At 68.5% G+C, this 15,307-nt stretch carries 14 protein-coding genes; 9 read left to right on the forward strand and 5 right to left on the reverse strand.

Annotated elements, in window-relative coordinates:
* The first annotated feature begins 64 nt into the window (after nt 1–64).
* Nucleotides 65–1,267: a sodium/glutamate symporter gene (gltS, locus tag V8246_RS11130; RefSeq protein ID WP_336189200.1), complete on the forward strand. Its 1,203-nt coding sequence runs from the start codon at nt 65–67 to the stop codon at nt 1,265–1,267.
* Nucleotides 1,268–1,434: 167 nt separating this feature from the next.
* Here the strand turns inward: gltS and rsgA are convergent, their stop codons facing one another.
* Nucleotides 1,435–2,568, reverse strand: coding sequence for a ribosome small subunit-dependent GTPase A (gene rsgA, locus V8246_RS11135; RefSeq protein ID WP_336189201.1), 1,134 nt, complete (start codon nt 2,566–2,568; stop codon nt 1,435–1,437).
* Between the two features lie 92 nt (nt 2,569–2,660).
* Between rsgA and V8246_RS11140 the strand changes: the two genes are divergently transcribed.
* Complete coding sequence (locus V8246_RS11140; RefSeq protein WP_187574057.1) at nt 2,661–3,941, forward strand: pyridoxal phosphate-dependent aminotransferase; 1,281 nt, start codon at nt 2,661–2,663, stop codon at nt 3,939–3,941.
* 189 nt (nt 3,942–4,130) lie between these two features.
* Nucleotides 4,131–4,778 carry an SGNH/GDSL hydrolase family protein gene (locus V8246_RS11145; protein WP_336189202.1) on the forward strand — a complete coding sequence of 216 codons (648 nt, stop codon included), beginning with the start codon at nt 4,131–4,133 and terminating at the stop codon, nt 4,776–4,778.
* Between the two features lie 152 nt (nt 4,779–4,930).
* Here the strand turns inward: V8246_RS11145 and V8246_RS11150 are convergent, their stop codons facing one another.
* The gene (locus V8246_RS11150; RefSeq protein WP_336189203.1) at nt 4,931–5,743 is read right to left on the reverse strand and encodes a polysaccharide deacetylase family protein; all 813 of its coding nucleotides are present in this window, start codon (nt 5,741–5,743) and stop codon (nt 4,931–4,933) included.
* Between the two features lie 54 nt (nt 5,744–5,797).
* On the opposite strand from V8246_RS11150, the gene grxD reads away from it, so the two are divergent.
* Nucleotides 5,798–6,727, forward strand: a complete 930-nt coding sequence (gene grxD, locus V8246_RS11155; RefSeq protein ID WP_336189204.1) for a Grx4 family monothiol glutaredoxin — start codon at nt 5,798–5,800, stop codon at nt 6,725–6,727.
* Nucleotides 6,728–6,910: 183 nt separating this feature from the next.
* Here the strand turns inward: grxD and V8246_RS11160 are convergent, their stop codons facing one another.
* Complete coding sequence (locus V8246_RS11160) at nt 6,911–7,450, reverse strand: DUF924 family protein (RefSeq protein ID WP_336189205.1); 540 nt, start codon at nt 7,448–7,450, stop codon at nt 6,911–6,913.
* 156 nt (nt 7,451–7,606) lie between these two features.
* Nucleotides 7,607–8,383: an AMP nucleosidase gene (locus V8246_RS11165; protein WP_336189206.1), complete on the reverse strand. Its 777-nt coding sequence runs from the start codon at nt 8,381–8,383 to the stop codon at nt 7,607–7,609.
* 113 nt (nt 8,384–8,496) lie between these two features.
* Between V8246_RS11165 and V8246_RS11170 the strand changes: the two genes are divergently transcribed.
* Together V8246_RS11170 and V8246_RS11175 are read left to right on the forward strand one after the other, a co-directional pair.
* Complete coding sequence (locus tag V8246_RS11170; protein ID WP_336189207.1) at nt 8,497–9,918, forward strand: amidohydrolase; 1,422 nt, start codon at nt 8,497–8,499, stop codon at nt 9,916–9,918.
* A 128-nt stretch (nt 9,919–10,046) separates the two neighbouring features.
* Nucleotides 10,047–11,300 (forward strand): amidohydrolase family protein, encoded by a 1,254-nt coding sequence (locus tag V8246_RS11175; RefSeq protein ID WP_336189208.1) that lies wholly within the window; start codon nt 10,047–10,049, stop codon nt 11,298–11,300.
* 15 nt (nt 11,301–11,315) lie between these two features.
* Here V8246_RS11175 and V8246_RS11180 read toward each other — a convergent pair whose 3' ends face one another.
* Nucleotides 11,316–12,998, reverse strand: coding sequence for a diguanylate cyclase (locus V8246_RS11180; RefSeq protein WP_336189209.1), 1,683 nt, complete (start codon nt 12,996–12,998; stop codon nt 11,316–11,318).
* Between the two features lie 266 nt (nt 12,999–13,264).
* Here V8246_RS11180 and V8246_RS11185 point away from each other — a divergent pair, with 266 nt between their 5' ends.
* Genes V8246_RS11185 through V8246_RS11195 form a run of 3 tightly spaced genes read left to right on the forward strand, consistent with a single transcriptional unit; the run spans nt 13,265 to nt 15,295 of the window.
* Nucleotides 13,265–14,212, forward strand: a complete 948-nt coding sequence (locus V8246_RS11185; protein ID WP_336189210.1) for a DegV family protein — start codon at nt 13,265–13,267, stop codon at nt 14,210–14,212.
* 55 nt (nt 14,213–14,267) lie between these two features.
* Nucleotides 14,268–14,612 carry a hypothetical protein gene (locus V8246_RS11190; protein WP_336189211.1) on the forward strand — a complete coding sequence of 115 codons (345 nt, stop codon included), beginning with the start codon at nt 14,268–14,270 and terminating at the stop codon, nt 14,610–14,612.
* Nucleotides 14,609–15,295, forward strand: coding sequence for an ATP-binding protein (locus tag V8246_RS11195; protein WP_312772116.1), 687 nt, complete (start codon nt 14,609–14,611; stop codon nt 15,293–15,295). Before V8246_RS11190 ends, V8246_RS11195 begins: the two co-directional genes overlap by 4 nt.
* Nucleotides 15,296–15,307 lie beyond the last annotated feature (12 nt).

The raw sequence follows: 15,307 nt of genomic DNA on the forward strand, positions 1-15,307 counted from the left end.
GTGGACGGCACAAGCGCCCACGCCTGGACTATGCTCGACGCTCTTCCATCGGTGCGGGGGCGGCATGCTGGAACTCGATGCGGTGCAGACGCTGGCCTTCGCCGGCCTGGCCCTCTTCCTCGGTTATGCGCTGTGTCGCGTGGTCCCGCTGTTCAACCGCTACAACCTGCCGGCGCCGGTGATCGGCGGCCTGATGGTGGCGCTGGCCGTGCTGGTGGCGCGCAGCCGCGAGGTCACCCTGTTCACCCTGGACACCAGCCTGCAGGCGCCGCTGATGATCGCCTTCTTCACCACCATCGGCGTCAACGCCAGCGTGGCGCTGTTGAAGCTCAGCGGGCGCCAGGTGCTGGTGTTCCTGCTGCTGGCGTCTGCATTCGCGATCGTGCAGAACCTGCTGGGCATGGCGGTGGCGTTGGGGTTCGGCCTGCATCCGCTGTTCGGCGTGCTGGCCGGCTCGACCACGCTGACCGGCGGGCCGGCGACGGGCCTGGCGTTCGCGCCGCTGTTCGAGCAGGCCGGCGTGACCGGGGCGGAATCGATCGCCGTCGCTTCGGCGATGGCCGGCATCCTGTGCGGCGGCCTGCTCGGCGGTCCCGTGGCGACCGTGCTGATCCGGCGTCACAAGCTGTATGGCGGCGTGCGCCTGGGCGCGCCTGACGAATCGGCGGCCGAACCGCTGGGTGCGCGCGATACGCCGGACTTCGCCACTCGCGAATCCAATGCGCTGAAGAGCATCGTGGTGATTCTGGTGGCCATGTGGCTGGGCGCTGGCGTCAGCGCCGGGCTGAGCGCGGCGGGGCTGACCCTGCCCGCCTACGTCGGCGCGATGATGGTGGGCGCGCTGATCCGCTACCTCGACGATCGCACCGGCTGGATCCGCCTGCCGGTGGCGACCACCGACCTGATCGGCAACGTCTGCCTGTCGCTGTTCCTGGCGGTGGCGCTGATGAACCTCAAGCTGTGGGAACTGGCCGGCCTGGCCGCACCGCTGCTGGTGAACCTGACGCTGCAGGTGGCGCTGGTGGCGCTGTTCTGCGGCGTGGTGTTCCGGGTGATGGGGCGCGACTACGACGCGGCGGTGATGGGCGGCGGCTTCATCGGCTTCATGCTGGGCACCACGGCCAATGCGATGGCGGTGATGCGCACCCTGGTGGAACGCTACGGCATGGCGCCGCGCGCGTTCCTGGTGGCGCCGCTGGTGGGTGCGTTCTTCATCGACTTCACCAATGCGCTGATCATCACCGGGTTCATCAATCTGTGGGATTGAAGCCGGACACCATCGCACTCAAGAAGGTGTTTGCGCCTTCATGACGCTGCCCCCTTGGCAAGGGGGCGACTCGCGCCTGCGGCGCGAACGGGGATCGGCCGCGTGGGCTGGGGCCCGCGCTTTGCGAAGCGAAGCGTGGGAGGTTCTTCGCGCGACGCGCGGAGGACCTAGCGCTTCCCGTACTTGTCCGTCAGGCGCTTGTTCAACGCCTTGTTCTGCACCTTCGCATTCGCCTTGTCGGCCAGGCGCGCGGCCAGCTTGTCCGCCGCCGCGGCGACCTCATCGCGCAGCTTGAGATAGTTGAGGAAGCGGCCCTCGTCCAGTTCTTCGCGCTCGATGGCCGCGCGCACCGCGCAGCCCGGCTCGCGGTCATGCGAGCAGTCGCGGAACTTGCACTGCTCGGCCAGCACTTCGATGTCGGCGAAACCGCCGTCGGCCAGGTCTTCCTCACCGGTGGGCTTGAGTTCGCGCATGCCGGGCGTGTCGATCAGGCAGGCGCCGGCCGGCAGCGGGATGAGGGCGCGGAACGTGGTGGTGTGGCGCCCCCGCGAGTCGCTTTCGCGCACTTCGCCGGTCTTCATGCGTTCGTCGCCGAGCAGCGTATTGGTCAGCGTCGACTTGCCCGCGCCCGACGACCCCACTAGCACGACGGTATGACCCGGTTCCAGCCACGGGGCCAGCTGCGCGACGCTGTCGGCATCCTTCGCATTGACGGTGAACACCGGCACGCCCTGCGTGGTGAGGTCGGCCAGCACCTCGACCGCGTCGTCGGCATATTCAGTGCGGTCGGCCTTGGTCAGCACCACCACCGGCTGCGCGCCGCCGCCACCGACCAGCAGCAGGTAGCGCTCGATGCGGCGCGGATTGAAGTCGGCATCCAGGCCGCAGACGATGAACACCGTATCGATGTTCGCGGCGATCACCTGCTGGTGGTAATGCTCGCCGGCCGCGCCACGCTTGATGCCGGTATGGCGCGGCAGCAGCGCCACGATGCGCGGGCGCTTGGAGGCGGCATCCTCCAGCAGCACCCAATCGCCGACGGCGGGGCGTTCGTGGGCGGGAAACCGCGGGCGCTGCCATTCGGGAAGCGATTCGGCCTTCACGCCCACGCCGGGGGCGTCCGCCACGACATAGCCCGAGCGGTGCTGCTCGATCACGCGTGCCGGGGTGGCGCCAGGGTGGGCCTCCATGGCGGCCCGCCACGCGCTGTCCTCCGGTTTCCCCATATAAGGCCAGCCGATCGATCTCAGCAGGGTGACGTCGGGCACGCGGGGGACGGGGGTTTCGGGCATGGCGCGCATTCTAGACGGCCCCTGAAGCCGACGGGGCCGGACAGGCCGAATATCCGCTAAGCTGGCCCTCCCCAGCTCATTCGCCCTTCTGCGGTCCCGCCATGCCCACCCCGCCCGTCAAACCGCTCGCCACGCGCGAACGCCTGTCCGAAGTCCGCTACGAAATCCGGGGCGAACTGGCGCGGCGAGCCCGGGAGCTGGAGGCCCAGGGGCAGAAGCTGATCAAGCTCAACATCGGCAACCCGGGCGCGTTCGGTTTCCGTGCGCCGGAACACCTGCAGCGCGCGATCGCCGACGACATGGGCCGCACCGATCCGTACACGCACCAGCAGGGCCTGCCCTCGGCGCGCGATGCGATCGCCGCGGCGTACGCCCAGCGCGGCACGCCGGATGCGCACCCGGACCGCGTATTCGTCGGCAACGGCGTGTCGGAACTGATCGACCTGTCGCTGCGCGCGCTACTGAATCCGGGCGACGAAGTGCTGGTGCCCTCGCCCGACTACCCGCTGTGGTCGGCGGCCACCATCCTCAACGACGGCCGCCCGGTGTACTACCGCTGCGATCCGGACAACGACTTCCTGCCCGATCCGGTCGAGATCGAGCAGCTGGTCAGCTCGCGCACCCGCGCCATCGTGCTGATCAACCCCAACAACCCCACCGGCGCGACGTACCCGCGCGAACTGCTGGAGCGCATCGTCGCCATCGCGGCCAAGCATCGCCTGCTGCTGATGGTCGACGAGATCTACGACCAGGTGCTGTACGACGGCGCGAGCTTCGTGCCGGTCGCCCCGCTCGCCGGCGACGTGCCGTGCATCACCTTCAGCGGCCTGAGCAAGGTGCACCGCGCCTGCGGCTGGCGCGTGGGCTGGGGCGTGGTGTCCGGCCACGGCGACGTGGTGCGCGATTTCCTGCATGCGATGGACCTGCTCAGCGCGCTGCGCCTGTGCGCCAACGTGCCCGGCCAGTACGCCATCGAAGCGGCGGTCAACGGCCCGGACACCATCAGCGCGCTGTGCGCGCCGGGTGGCCGCCTGTACGAAACCCGCCGCGCGGTGATCGAGGCCTGCGAGGCCAGCCCACACCTGGCGCTGGTGAACCCGGCCGGCGCACTGTATGCATTCCCGGCGGTGGTCGGCGATGCCGCCAAGGGCTTCGACGACCACACGTTCGCGCTGGAACTGATGGAAACCGAAGGCGTGCTGGTCGTGCCGGGCTCCAGCTTCAACGTGCCCTACCGCCACCACTTCCGCGTCACCCTGCTGCCGGAAGCGGCTACGATGCGCGAAGTCTTCGCCCGCATCGACCGCGCCCTGTCGCGCCGCGCCGAGGCCGCCACCAAGGTGGTGCCGATCAAGGGCACGTCGCGGCCGGCGGCGGCGTAAGCGCGTTGCCCCTGTAGGAGCGACGTGAGTCGCGACCGCACGCGGCGACCAGACGTTGCTCTGTTCGAGCGCGAGCAGGGCACCGCCGCTGGCGAAGTATCGGGTGCTCGACATCTTCCAGGCCCACCGGATTCACGGTCGCGACTCACGTCGCTCCTACCGTAGATCCGAAGAGCGCATCATTCGCCCATGACCACGATCTCCGCCCCCCACACCACTGCCCTCACCACCGAACTGCGCTACCTCGCGCTGGGCGACTCCTACACGATCGGTGAAGCCGTGGACGAGACGGGCCGCTGGCCCATGCAACTGGCGCGCCTGCTGCGGCAGGAAGGCGTGCTGCTCGGCGACCCACGCATCATCGCCACCACGGGCTGGACCACCGACGAGCTGGATGCCGCCATCACCGCCGCCGAGCCGCTGGGCCAGCACGACTTCGTCAGCCTGTTGATCGGCGTGAACAACCAGTACCGCGGCCGCGAGGTGGAGGAATACCGCACGCAGTTCGCCGCGCTGCTGTGGCGGGCCATCGGCTTCGCCGGCAACCGGCCCGAGCGCGTGCTGGTGCTGTCGATTCCCGACTGGGGCGTGACTCCGTTCGGGGCGAAGTCCGGCCGCGATGCCGCACAGATCGCGCGCGAACTGGATGCCTACAACCTTGCGGCGCGCGAGGCCTGCACGCAACGCGGCGCGGCCTTCGTCGACATCACCCCGGTCAGTCGTGCGCGGGGCGCCGAGCCGGCGATGGTGGCGGACGACGGCCTGCATCCGTCCGCTGCGATGTACACCGAGTGGACGCGGCTGGCGTTCCCGGTGGCGCACCGGTTGCTCGCCTAAGCCTCTCTGCCCCCGGGAGAGGGGCGGGGGCGCCCCCACAGCGCCTCCGATCCGATGAGGACGAACGAGCCGCAGCGCAGATGCCGGATAGGCGACGGTGGCACACCCTCATGCGGCGCTTCGCGCCACCTTCTCCCGGCGGGAGAAGGGATTCAAGCCGTCACGATCGACGTATCGCGTTGCACATGCTCATCCGGCAGCACCGTGCGATAGCCCTGCGCGTCCAGCCACGCCAGCAACTGCTCGAGGATCGCCACGTTGTGACCGTGCGCCGCCCCTTCATGCAACAGCACGATGGCGCCGGGCGCGATGTCGCGGGTGATGCGCGCAAGCACCTGGTCGGGCCGGCAGTTCACGCCGTCGAAGCCGCGCGCACTCCAGGCCACGCGCGCCAGGCCGTGCCGTTTCAGCGACAGCCCCACGAACGGGTTGGTCATGCCCACCACGCTGCGGTACCAGCGCGGGGTCTGCCCGGTGATCGCGGTGAGGATGGACTGCGTGCGGCCTATCTGGTCTTCCATGGCGGCCGGCCCCAGCCGCCAGAAGCGCGTATCGGGGTGATCGGCGCTGTGGTTGCCGATGCCATGGCCGCGGTCGCGGAGGGCCTGGACCAGGGCCGGATGCGCCCTGGCGCGTTCGCCCACCAGGAAGAACGTGGCCCTCGCCTGGTGGCGATCCAGCAGTTCCAGCATCGCAGCGGTGTCGTCGGAGGGACCGTCATCGACGGTCAGCCAGACCACGCGTTCGGCCGTCGGCAACCGCGCCAGCGCCGGGCAGAACAGGGTGGCGCGCGGATGCAGCGTGGCGGCCACCACCATCAGATGGGTGGCTACCATCACCGGCAGGCCGACCTGCCAGCCGAACCGCCACCAGAGGCAGGCCACGCCCACTTGCGACAGCACCAACAGGCCCAATATCAGGCCGGGACGGCGCGGCGGACGATGCAGTGTTCCTGTCGTGCTCATCCCCCATGATGCCATGGGGCGTAGAATTCCCCTCCCGCTGACCGGTACCCGTCCATGTCCCTCGACCCCGCCCTGCGCTCGCGCATCGAATCCCTCCTGCAGTCCAACCGCGTGGTGCTGTTCATGAAGGGCCAGCCGACCATGCCGCAGTGCGGCTTCTCGGCCAAGGCGGTGGGCGCGCTGTCGGCGCTGGGTGTGGACTACGCGCACGTCAACGTGCTGGCCGACCAGGAGATCCGCGAGGGCATCAAGGTCTATGGCGACTGGCCGACCATCCCGCAGCTGTACATCGACGGCGAACTGATCGGCGGCAGCGACATCATCGAGCAGATGACCAACTCCGGCGAACTGGCCACGCTGCTGGGCTTGGAAGCGCCGGACCGCACGCCGCCGGCGATCACCATTACCCCGGCCGCCGCCGAGATGCTGCAGAACGCCGTGGCCGATGCCGGTCCGGGTGCCGCGCTGGCACTGTCGATCAACGCGCAGTTCCAGCCGAACTTCCAGCTGGCGCAGTTCGACGCCAACGCCATCGCCGCCGAGTCCAATGGCGTGCGCGTGCAGTTCGATCTGGCCAGTGCGCGCCGCGCCGACGGCATCACCATCGACTGGGTGGACGACATCCGCGGCAAGGGCCTGGCCATCGACAACCCGAACGCGCCCAAGCCGGTGCAGGCGCTGTCGCCGATGGATGCCGACGCGAAGGTCCGTGCCAGCGAAGTGCTGCTGGTCGACGTGCGTCCGGCCGACGAACGCGCCATCGCCTCGGTGAAACTGCCGTTCAAGACCTTCGACGGCAACGGCCGTGCCGAACTGGAAGCGCTGCCGAAGGACACGGCGCTGGCCTTCCTGTGCCGCAGCGGCGGCCGCAGCCAGCAGGCCGCGGAAGAGTTCCGCGCACTCGGCTTCACCAACGTCCACAACGTCACCGGCGGCATCAATGCCTGGGCCGATGACGTGGACGGCACGATCAGCAAGTACTGAGCCGGCACGATTCAGGGTGTGCATGGGAAAGCGGGCTTCGGCCCGCTTTCTTTTTTTCCTCGGCGTAAAAGCATCGCGCCCATGGAGCGCTCCTACAGAGAAACCGGCTTTGTAGGAGCGCCCCATGGGCGCGATGCCTTTCCTTCACCACCTGCGACGCATCCGCAAGCCACCACCACCCGCCTATCCCGAGAAGCCGCCGCTGGCAAGGTAATCGCGCTCTTCCTGCGTGGAGATGCGGCCCATCGCCTCATTGCGATGGGGGAACCGGCCGAAGCGGGCGATCAAGTCGTAGTGCAACTGCGCGTACTTGATGTAGTTCTCATCACCGGTGGCACGGAACAGGTCCAGCGAACGCTGCTGGTCGTCCAGCGCTTCGGAATGCTCGTACGGCATGTAGAAGAAGATCTTCAGCGCCGGATCGACCTGCGCGTCGAATCCCGCCTCGATGGCCCGCGCGGCGTAGTGCCGCGCCAGCCCGTCGGTGGCGTACGAATGCGCGCTCTGCCGGAAGCAGTTGCGCGTGAACTGGTCCAGCAACAGGGTCAGCGCCAGCGCGCCCTCGGCATCGCCCATCCAGCCCTCGAGCTCCCGCCGCGCTGCGCGGAAGTGCAGCCCGCGGAAGCGCTGGTCGAACTCGGCGTCGAAGGCGTCATCGCGCGAGAACCACTTCTCGTAGCCGGCGTTGCGCCAGAAGGTGATGACGTCGCTGCTGTTGTCCATGTTGTTCTCCTGTGGAGACTGCGCTCGATACACCTTAATACACCGGTGCGGTGTGCAAGATTACGTAGGAGCGGCCCATGGGCGCGATGCTTTGCTTCTCGAATCTCGACAACGGCATCGCGCCCATGGGGCGCTCCTACAGGTGGGGAGGGCGGCCTATTCGTCAAACCGCAAATGCCGCACCGACTTCCCGTTACGGCGGATCAACCGCAGCGCTTCGATGCCGATGGTGATGTGGTTCTCGACGAACGAGGAGCTGACCTTGGCGTCGCTGGCTTCGGTCTTCACGCCTTCCGGGATCATCGGCTGGTCGCTGACCAGCAGCAGCGCGCCGACGGGGATGCGGTTGGCGAACCCGGCGGCGAAGACGGTGGCGGTTTCCATGTCGATGGCCATGCAGCGCATCGCCCGCAGGCGCTCCTTGAACGCGGTGTCGTGTTCCCACACGCGGCGATTGGTGGTGTATACCGTGCCGGTCCAGTAGTCGTGGCCCAGGTCGCGGATCATCGTGGAGACCGCGCGCTGCAGGGCGAAGGCGGGTAGCGCCGGCACTTCCGGCAGCAGGTAGTCGTTGCTGGTGCCTTCGCCGCGGATCGCCGCGATGGGCAACACCAAGTCGCCCAGCTGGTTCTTGCGCTTCAGCCCGCCGCACTTGCCGAGGAACAGCACCGCCTTGGGCATGATGGCCGACAGCAGGTCCATCATCGTGGCCGCGTTGGGACTGCCCATGCCGAAGTTGATCATGGTGATGCCGTCGGCGGTGGCGCTGGCCATCGGCCGGTCAAGGCCGACGATAGGCGCGCCGGTCAGCTGCGAGAACACGTTGAGGTAGCCGCCGAAATTGGTCAGCAGGATGTGTTCGCCGAACTGGTCCAGCGGCACGCCGGTGTAGCGCGGCAGCCAGTTGTCGACGATCTCGCTCTTGTCCTTCATGAAAGCCTCTTCTTCTTGTTGTTGTACCGGGATTCTGGCACGACTGCGACGCCTGCACTTGGCAAGGCGCGGCGCCGCCGGTTAGGTTTCGGGTCTCTTTCAGGGGAAACACGATGCGAACGACCTTGCTGGCCGGGCTGATCCTGGCCTCGCTGGGCGGCGGCGCGCTGGCCGCCACGCCCGCCTCCCGCTTCACCCAGGACCCGTACCCGAGTACCTACCGCGCCATCCCGGCCGCGCCGGTGCTCCTGGCCAACGCGACGGTGCTGACCGGCACCGGTGAACGCCTCGATGGCGCCGACGTACTGCTGGCCGATGGCAGGATCGCGGCGGTCGGTCGCGGCCTGTCCGCGCCCGAAGGCGCCACCCGTGTCGACGCGACCGGCAAGTGGGTAACGCCCGGCCTGATCGACGTGCACTCGCACCTGGGCGTGTATCCCAGCCCGGGCGTAAAGGCGCACAGCGACGGCAACGAGATGACCGCACCGGTGACGGCCAACGTGTGGGCGGAGCATTCCATCTGGGCACAGGATCCCGGGTTCCACACCGCGCTGGCCGGTGGCGTGACCTCGCTGCAGATCCTGCCCGGATCGGCCAACCTGGTCGGCGGCCGTGGCGTGACGCTGAAGAACGTGCCGTCCACCAGCTACCAGGGCATGAAGTTCCCTGGCGCCCCGTGGGGCCTGAAGATGGCCTGCGGCGAGAACCCCAAGCGTGTCTACGGCGGCAAGAGCGGTCCGGCCACGCGCATGGGCAACGTGGCGGGTTACCGCGCGGCCTTCATCGATGCCAGCGAATACCTGAAGAAGAACGCGCCCAAGCCCCAGCAGCCGAAAAAGAAGCGCTGGTGGGAGCGCGCCTCCGGCGACGACAAGGCCGACAGCTCCGGCGACAGCGGCGGTAAGCGGGACCTGAAGCTGGACACGCTGGCGGGTGCGATCAATGGCGAGATCCTGGTGCACATCCACTGCTACCGCGCCGACGAGATGACCACGATGCTCGATCTGGCGAAGGAGTTCGGCTTCAAGGTGGCCGCGTTCCACCACGGCGTGGAGGCCTACAAGCTGGCCGACCGGCTGGCGCAGGAAGGCGTGTGCGGCGCGCTGTGGGCCGACTGGTGGGGCTTCAAGATGGAAGCGTTCGACGGCATCCAGGAGAACATCGCGCTGGTGGACCGCCCCGCGAACGGCTGCGCCATCGTGCATTCGGATTCGGATGAGGGCATCCAGCGTCTCAACCAGGAGGCCGCCAAGGTGATGGCGAACGCGCGCCGTGCCGGCATGGGCGATATCCCGCCCGAGCGCGCGATCCGTTGGGTGACCAGCAACGCGGCGAAGTCGTTGGGCATCGCCGAGCGCACCGGCACACTGGAGGCCGGCAAGATGGCCGACGTGGTGGTGTGGAACCAGAACCCCTTCAGCGTGTACGCCAAGGCCGAGCAGGTCTACATCGACGGGGCACGTCTGTACGACCGCAACGACCGCAGCCGGCAACCGGTGTCGGACTTCATGCTGGGGCAGGAGGTGATGCCATGAGCCGCGCGCAGGATGTGTCCTTGCCGTCATCCCAGCGAACGCGGGGATCCACCTTGCTTGTGCTTTCAACGACGAGCGCAGCGGAAAAGACGAAAGCCATATGGGTCCCAGCGTTCGCTGGGACGACGGTGAGGGCGTGGGCGGTAGCTGTCGCACTGGCGTCGACCTCGTTCGCCGCCTTCGCGCAGGACGTGCTGATCCGCAACGCCACCGTGCACACCGCCGGGGCGCAGGGCACGTTGAAGAACGCAGACGTGCTGGTGCGCAATGGCGTGGTGCAGGCGGTCGGTACCGCACTGGCCGCACCCGCCGCCGCGACGGTGGTCGAAGCCGACGGTCGTCCGCTGACCCCGGCCTTCTTCGGCGGCATCACCGAGATCGGCATCGAGGAGGTCTCCGGTGAGTCGTCGACGGTGGATGCGGCGGTCACGCTGGAAGACCAGCCCATGCGTCCCGAGTTCGACGTGACGCTGGCCTACAACCCGGCGTCGGTGGTGATCCCGGTGGCGCGCGTGGAAGGCATCGGCTTCACCCTGCTGGCCGCAGCGACCGGCGGCTCCTTCATCGCTGGCCAGGGCGGCGTGATGCGGCTGGACGGCAGCGCCGACCCGGTGGGCCCGCGCGCCCTGTTCGTAAGGCTGGGCGGTGGCGCGTCCGAACTGAGCGGCAAGTCGCGCGCGGCGCAATGGATGCTGCTGGACCAGATGGTCGCCGAGGCGCGCGGCCGGGTGCCGGTGGATTCGCCGCATGCGCTGCTGACCCCGGCCGGGCGCGCCACGCTGGCGCGCTACCTGGCCGGCAATGGCCGCATCGTGGTGGCGGTGAACCGTGCCGCCGACATCCGCCAGCTGCTGCGCTGGGCGCAGCGCGAGAACGTGCGAATCGCCATCGCCGGCGGTGCCGAGGCCTGGAAGCTGGCAGCGCAGCTGGCGCAGGCCAGGGTACCCGTGTTCGTCGACGCGCTGGCGGACCTGCCGGCGGACTTCGACCAGATCGGCGCCACACTGGAAAACGCGGCGCGGCTGGATGCGGCCGGCGTGGGCGTCGGCTTCTCGCAGGCTGGCGATGCCTCGCACAACGCACGCAAGATCCGCCAGCTGGCGGGCAATGCGGTGGCCAACGGCCTGCCCTGGGAGGACGGCCTGGCGGGACTGACCCGGGTGCCAGCGGAGACGTTCGGCGTGGGCGACCGCGTGGGCACCATCGCGCCGGGCAGGCTGGCCGACCTGGTGCTGTGGAGCGGCGACCCGCTGGACGTGGCGAACACCGCGCAGCAGGTGTGGCTGGGCGGCCGCGCGATACCCATGCGTTCGCGCCAGACCGAACTGCGGGACCGCTACCTGGAACAGGCAGGCCCACTGCCGCGCGCGTACTCCAAGTAGTTCGGGGGTGTCGGATCAGTCGACGGAGGCGCCTTCGGGCGCCTTCGTGTCTTCCGGGACGCACGCCGGGGCGTCTTCCGTCATCACGCGGTCGCCGCCGGCACGCTTGGCCGCATACATGGCCTGGTCCGCACGCGCGATCAGCGACGCCACCGAATCCCCGTCACGCGCCTGGGCGACGCCGATGCTGGCGGTGACGGCGACCGCCACGCCTTCCACGCAGGCACAATCCCGGCGGATGCGCGCGCCCACCTGCTCGGCGATGCGCAGGGCCACCGGCCGCTCCACCCCCGACAGCACCAGGACGAACTCCTCACCCCCCAGCCGACCCAATTGGTCGCCGTACTGGAACTGCTCGCTCACCGCGCGCGTCACCGCGCGCAGGCAGGCGTCGCCGAGCGCATGGCCGTGGCGGTCGTTGATCTGTTTGAAGTTGTCCAGGTCGATGAACAGCAGCGACACCGGCATGCGTTCGCGCTCGCGCTCGATCAGCGCCCAGTCGAGCCGGTGTTCGATGCCGCCGCGGTTGAGCACGCCGGTCAGGCCGTCGCGCTCAGCATGGGCCTTGGCGCGGTCGCGTTCGCGCCGGAAGGTCAGCATGCGGTCGGCCAGGCCCAGCGCCAGCACCACCGCGGTGAATGCCTGCACCCACGGCAGGCCGTACTCCAGCCAGGGCTCGGCGCGTTCGCCCACGCTGAAGCGCAGCGCGCGCGCCATGGTGAAGGCGAGCAGCGGCACCCAGGCGATCAGGACGTAGGCGGCGTGCCGCTGGCCGCGGCGCCAAGCCACCACCAGCGTCACCAGCGCGATCGCATTGGTGAGCAGGAACAGGGCGTTGGCGATGTCCGGAAACCACGCCTTGTCGGCCGGCCAAGGGGAGACCAGTAACACCAGCGTCAGGCCGCCGCCATAGGCGCCGACGACACGTACGGCGGCCGCCAGCCGCGGCGTCACCTTGCGCAGGCCGGCATAGTCCAGCCACAGGTAAACCAGCAGGATGGTGGCCAGCGTGCCGACGGCCCAGATGCCCTGCGCGCCGAAACGCGCCAGCACCGAGAGTCCCGGCCATGCGTAGGCCTCGCCGTACGAGCACAGGGCATACAGCAGCTGGAACAGCATCGCGCCCGCGTACAGCAGGTAGACGCGGTCGCGCAGCATGGCCCAGAACAGCAGCACCGCCAGCGAGACGCCCAGCACGATGCCGATCGCCGGCAGTACCAGGCGGACATGCCACAGATCGGCGGCCGCGTAGTCCGGTCCCGGCTCCACGGCCACGCGCAGGGGATAACGCGCGCCCTCCACCTTCACATGGACCGGCCCGTCATCGCTCAGCGGGAACACCAGTGCCCGTCGGCTGTAACGTGGATCGAGATCGGGACTGAAGATGTCCTGGCGTCGCACCGCCCTGCCAGGCGCGTCCTGCACGCTGACCCGCGCCGTGTAGGGGTGGTAGAACACCAGCAGCGGTTCGCGCACGTCCGGACTAGGCGCGATACGCCACTCGCCGTTGCCGATCACGCGCAGCGACGCACCACCGCTTTCGAAGCGGCGTTCCGAGAACAATCCGGCGCGCTGTCCCGCCTGCTGTTCCAGCGCCTGCGGCTGGATGCGGTCGATGCGCACGATGTTCTCCGCTTGCGCGCCTGCCACCGTCAGCAGGGCCAGAAGCAGCAGCAGCGTCCACCGCCCCTGTTTCATGTTGCCCCATGCGTTCGGTGCGAGTGTCGGGCGCGTCCCGGTCATGGACAAGCGGGCGCGCACCGCATTTGTGACACTTGTCACATTAATACTGCGGAACAGGCCCGCATGCAAACGGGATGCACCCGAGAGTTTCCCACCCCCGGCCACCGCTCAAAAAGGTGATGCGAATCACACTTCATGCGTTTACGCGACGACTTGCCCGCTGTTGTCCGCTAGTTTTGCGGAGATAAGCACAAATGCGACGGATGCCGGGAGGGGCTGAAATGCGCATTGGGATAGTCGTCGACTCTGCGTGCGATCTGCCGCTGGAGTACCTGGAACGGAACAACATCGTCATCCTGCCCATCACGGTGCGCATCGGCGAAGCCGTATTGGCCGATCACCGCGATGAGCAGGCCACGCTGAGCTTCCTGCATGCCCACGTGGCCGAGCGCGGCCACGAGGCCGAGACCACGCCGTTCACCGTGAACCAGATCCGCGACCTGTTCCTGGGCCGGCTGGTGATCGATTACGACCACGTGTTCTGCATGACGATCACCAAGACGCGTTCGCCGATCCACGACAACGCGATGCAGGCCAGCTTCGCGATCCTCAACGATTACAAGCCGGTGCGGCAGGCCGCGGGCCACAACTCGCCCTTCGCCTTGCGGGTGATCGACACGCAGAACCTGTTCGCCGCACAGGGCATCACCGCGGTGGAAGCCGTGCGCATGCGCGACGCCGGTGCCAGCGTGCAGCAGATCCGCGTGCGGCTGGAAGAACTGGCGCAGAACACGCACGGCTACATGATTCCGCGCGACCTGTACTACCTGCGCAATCGTGCCCGCACCAAGGGCGACCGCAGCGTGGGCCTGCTGAGCGCGGCGCTGGGCAGCGCATTGGACATCAAGCCGGTGCTGTACGGCCACGCCGGCAACACCGAGCCGGTGGCCAAGATCAAGGGTTTCGAGAACGCGGTCGAACAGATGTTCAAGTTCACCGGCAACCGCGTCATGGCCGGCCTGATGACGCCCACCGTCTGCCTGAGCTACGGCGGCGAACTGGCCGAGATGCGGGCCCTGCCCGGCTACCAGCGCCTGCGCGACATCTGCGAGAACAACAAGGTGGAGGTGTTCGAAAGCGTCATGAGCCTCACCGGCATGGTCAACGTGGGCAAGGGCGCCGTGGTCGCCGCCTTCGCCGCGCCGCCCGCCCCGTTCAAGGCCGCATAACGGCGGCCTAACGCGGCGACGCTACGCTATGCCCCTGGCTCGAACCGGGGGCGCCATGGCGGTCCGTTACTACATCAGTCTTCCCGATCCCGCCCGCGCGCGCGGCGGCGATCCGGCTTTCAGCTTCGATGCGCATGGCGCGGACGAATTCGCCGCGCAGCTGCAGCATGCGCTGCGCACCAGCAGCCTGTTCGAGCGATGGCGCGCGCGCCAGGACGATCCGGATGACGTCGATCCCGGCCTCGCCGCCGTGGATCCGGAGGCCGCCGTCTCCGGCCAGCAGGACGACCTCAGCATCCTGCTGGTCGCACGCTCTTCCATTCCCGGTCATGTCCTGAAGCATCGCCTGCGCCTGCTCGCCGGCGGCGCCTGGGAATTGCGCGACGTCGCCGCGGCTTGAGCCGCACGCCCGTCCTGCTGGCCTGGAGCGGTGGCAAGGACGCCGCCTGGACGCTGCACCTCCTGCGGCAACGCGGTGATGTCGATGTCGTCGGCCTGCTGACCACCGTCACGCGCGAGTACGACCGCGTATCGATGCAGGGCATCCGCCGCAGCGTCTTGCATGCGCAGGCACGCGCGACCGGCTTGCCGCTGCTGGAAGCGATGATTCCCGCGCAGTGCTCGAACACCGACTACGAGCACGCCATGGCCGATGCCATCGCCCGAGCCCGGGATCGTTGGCCAGGGCTGCGCACGATGGCGTTCGGCGACCTCTTCCTCGAAGACATCCGCGCCTGGCGCGTGGCGAACCTGGCCCGCGTGGGCTGGGACGTCCTCACGCCGCTGTTCGGCCGCCACACCGCCTCGCTCGCGCAAGAAATGATCGACGGGGGACTGCGCGCGCGGCTGTGCTGTGTCGATACGCAGCAACTGGATGCCGGATTCGCAGGTCGCGACTTCGACCGGGCATTGCTCGGCGAGCTGCCTGCCCACGTCGATGCCTGCGGTGAGAACGGCGAGTTCCATACCTGCGTATCGGCTGGCCCGATGTTCGATGCGCCTCTGATCCTCGCGCAAGGCGACACCGAGCTGCGCGAGGGTCGCTTCGCCTTCACCGACTACGAACTCGCGGCTGCCACGTAGGGTGGGTCTCGG

Source organism: Pseudoxanthomonas sp. F11, from assembly GCF_037046485.1.
Taxonomy (GTDB): Bacteria; Pseudomonadota; Gammaproteobacteria; order Xanthomonadales; family Xanthomonadaceae; genus Pseudoxanthomonas_A.

What these genes read in the sequence shown, in the direction of transcription:
- grxD (WP_336189204.1), top strand. Translation starts at nt 5,798, where the DNA reads ATGTCCCTCGACCCCGCCCTGCGCTCGCGCATCGAATCCCTCCTGCAG.
- V8246_RS11140 (WP_187574057.1), top strand. Translation starts at nt 2,661, where the DNA reads ATGCCCACCCCGCCCGTCAAACCGCTCGCCACGCGCGAACGCCTGTCC.
- V8246_RS11160 (WP_336189205.1), bottom strand. Translation starts at nt 7,450, where the DNA reads ATGGACAACAGCAGCGACGTCATCACCTTCTGGCGCAACGCCGGCTAC.
- V8246_RS11150 (WP_336189203.1), bottom strand. Translation starts at nt 5,743, where the DNA reads ATGAGCACGACAGGAACACTGCATCGTCCGCCGCGCCGTCCCGGCCTG.
- V8246_RS11170 (WP_336189207.1), top strand. Translation starts at nt 8,497, where the DNA reads ATGCGAACGACCTTGCTGGCCGGGCTGATCCTGGCCTCGCTGGGCGGC.
- rsgA (WP_336189201.1), bottom strand. Translation starts at nt 2,568, where the DNA reads ATGCGCGCCATGCCCGAAACCCCCGTCCCCCGCGTGCCCGACGTCACC.
- V8246_RS11145 (WP_336189202.1), top strand. Translation starts at nt 4,131, where the DNA reads ATGACCACGATCTCCGCCCCCCACACCACTGCCCTCACCACCGAACTG.
- V8246_RS11180 (WP_336189209.1), bottom strand. Translation starts at nt 12,998, where the DNA reads ATGAAACAGGGGCGGTGGACGCTGCTGCTGCTTCTGGCCCTGCTGACG.
- gltS (WP_336189200.1), top strand. Translation starts at nt 65, where the DNA reads ATGCTGGAACTCGATGCGGTGCAGACGCTGGCCTTCGCCGGCCTGGCC.
- V8246_RS11165 (WP_336189206.1), bottom strand. Translation starts at nt 8,383, where the DNA reads ATGAAGGACAAGAGCGAGATCGTCGACAACTGGCTGCCGCGCTACACC.
- V8246_RS11185 (WP_336189210.1), top strand. Translation starts at nt 13,265, where the DNA reads ATGCGCATTGGGATAGTCGTCGACTCTGCGTGCGATCTGCCGCTGGAG.
- V8246_RS11190 (WP_336189211.1), top strand. Translation starts at nt 14,268, where the DNA reads ATGGCGGTCCGTTACTACATCAGTCTTCCCGATCCCGCCCGCGCGCGC.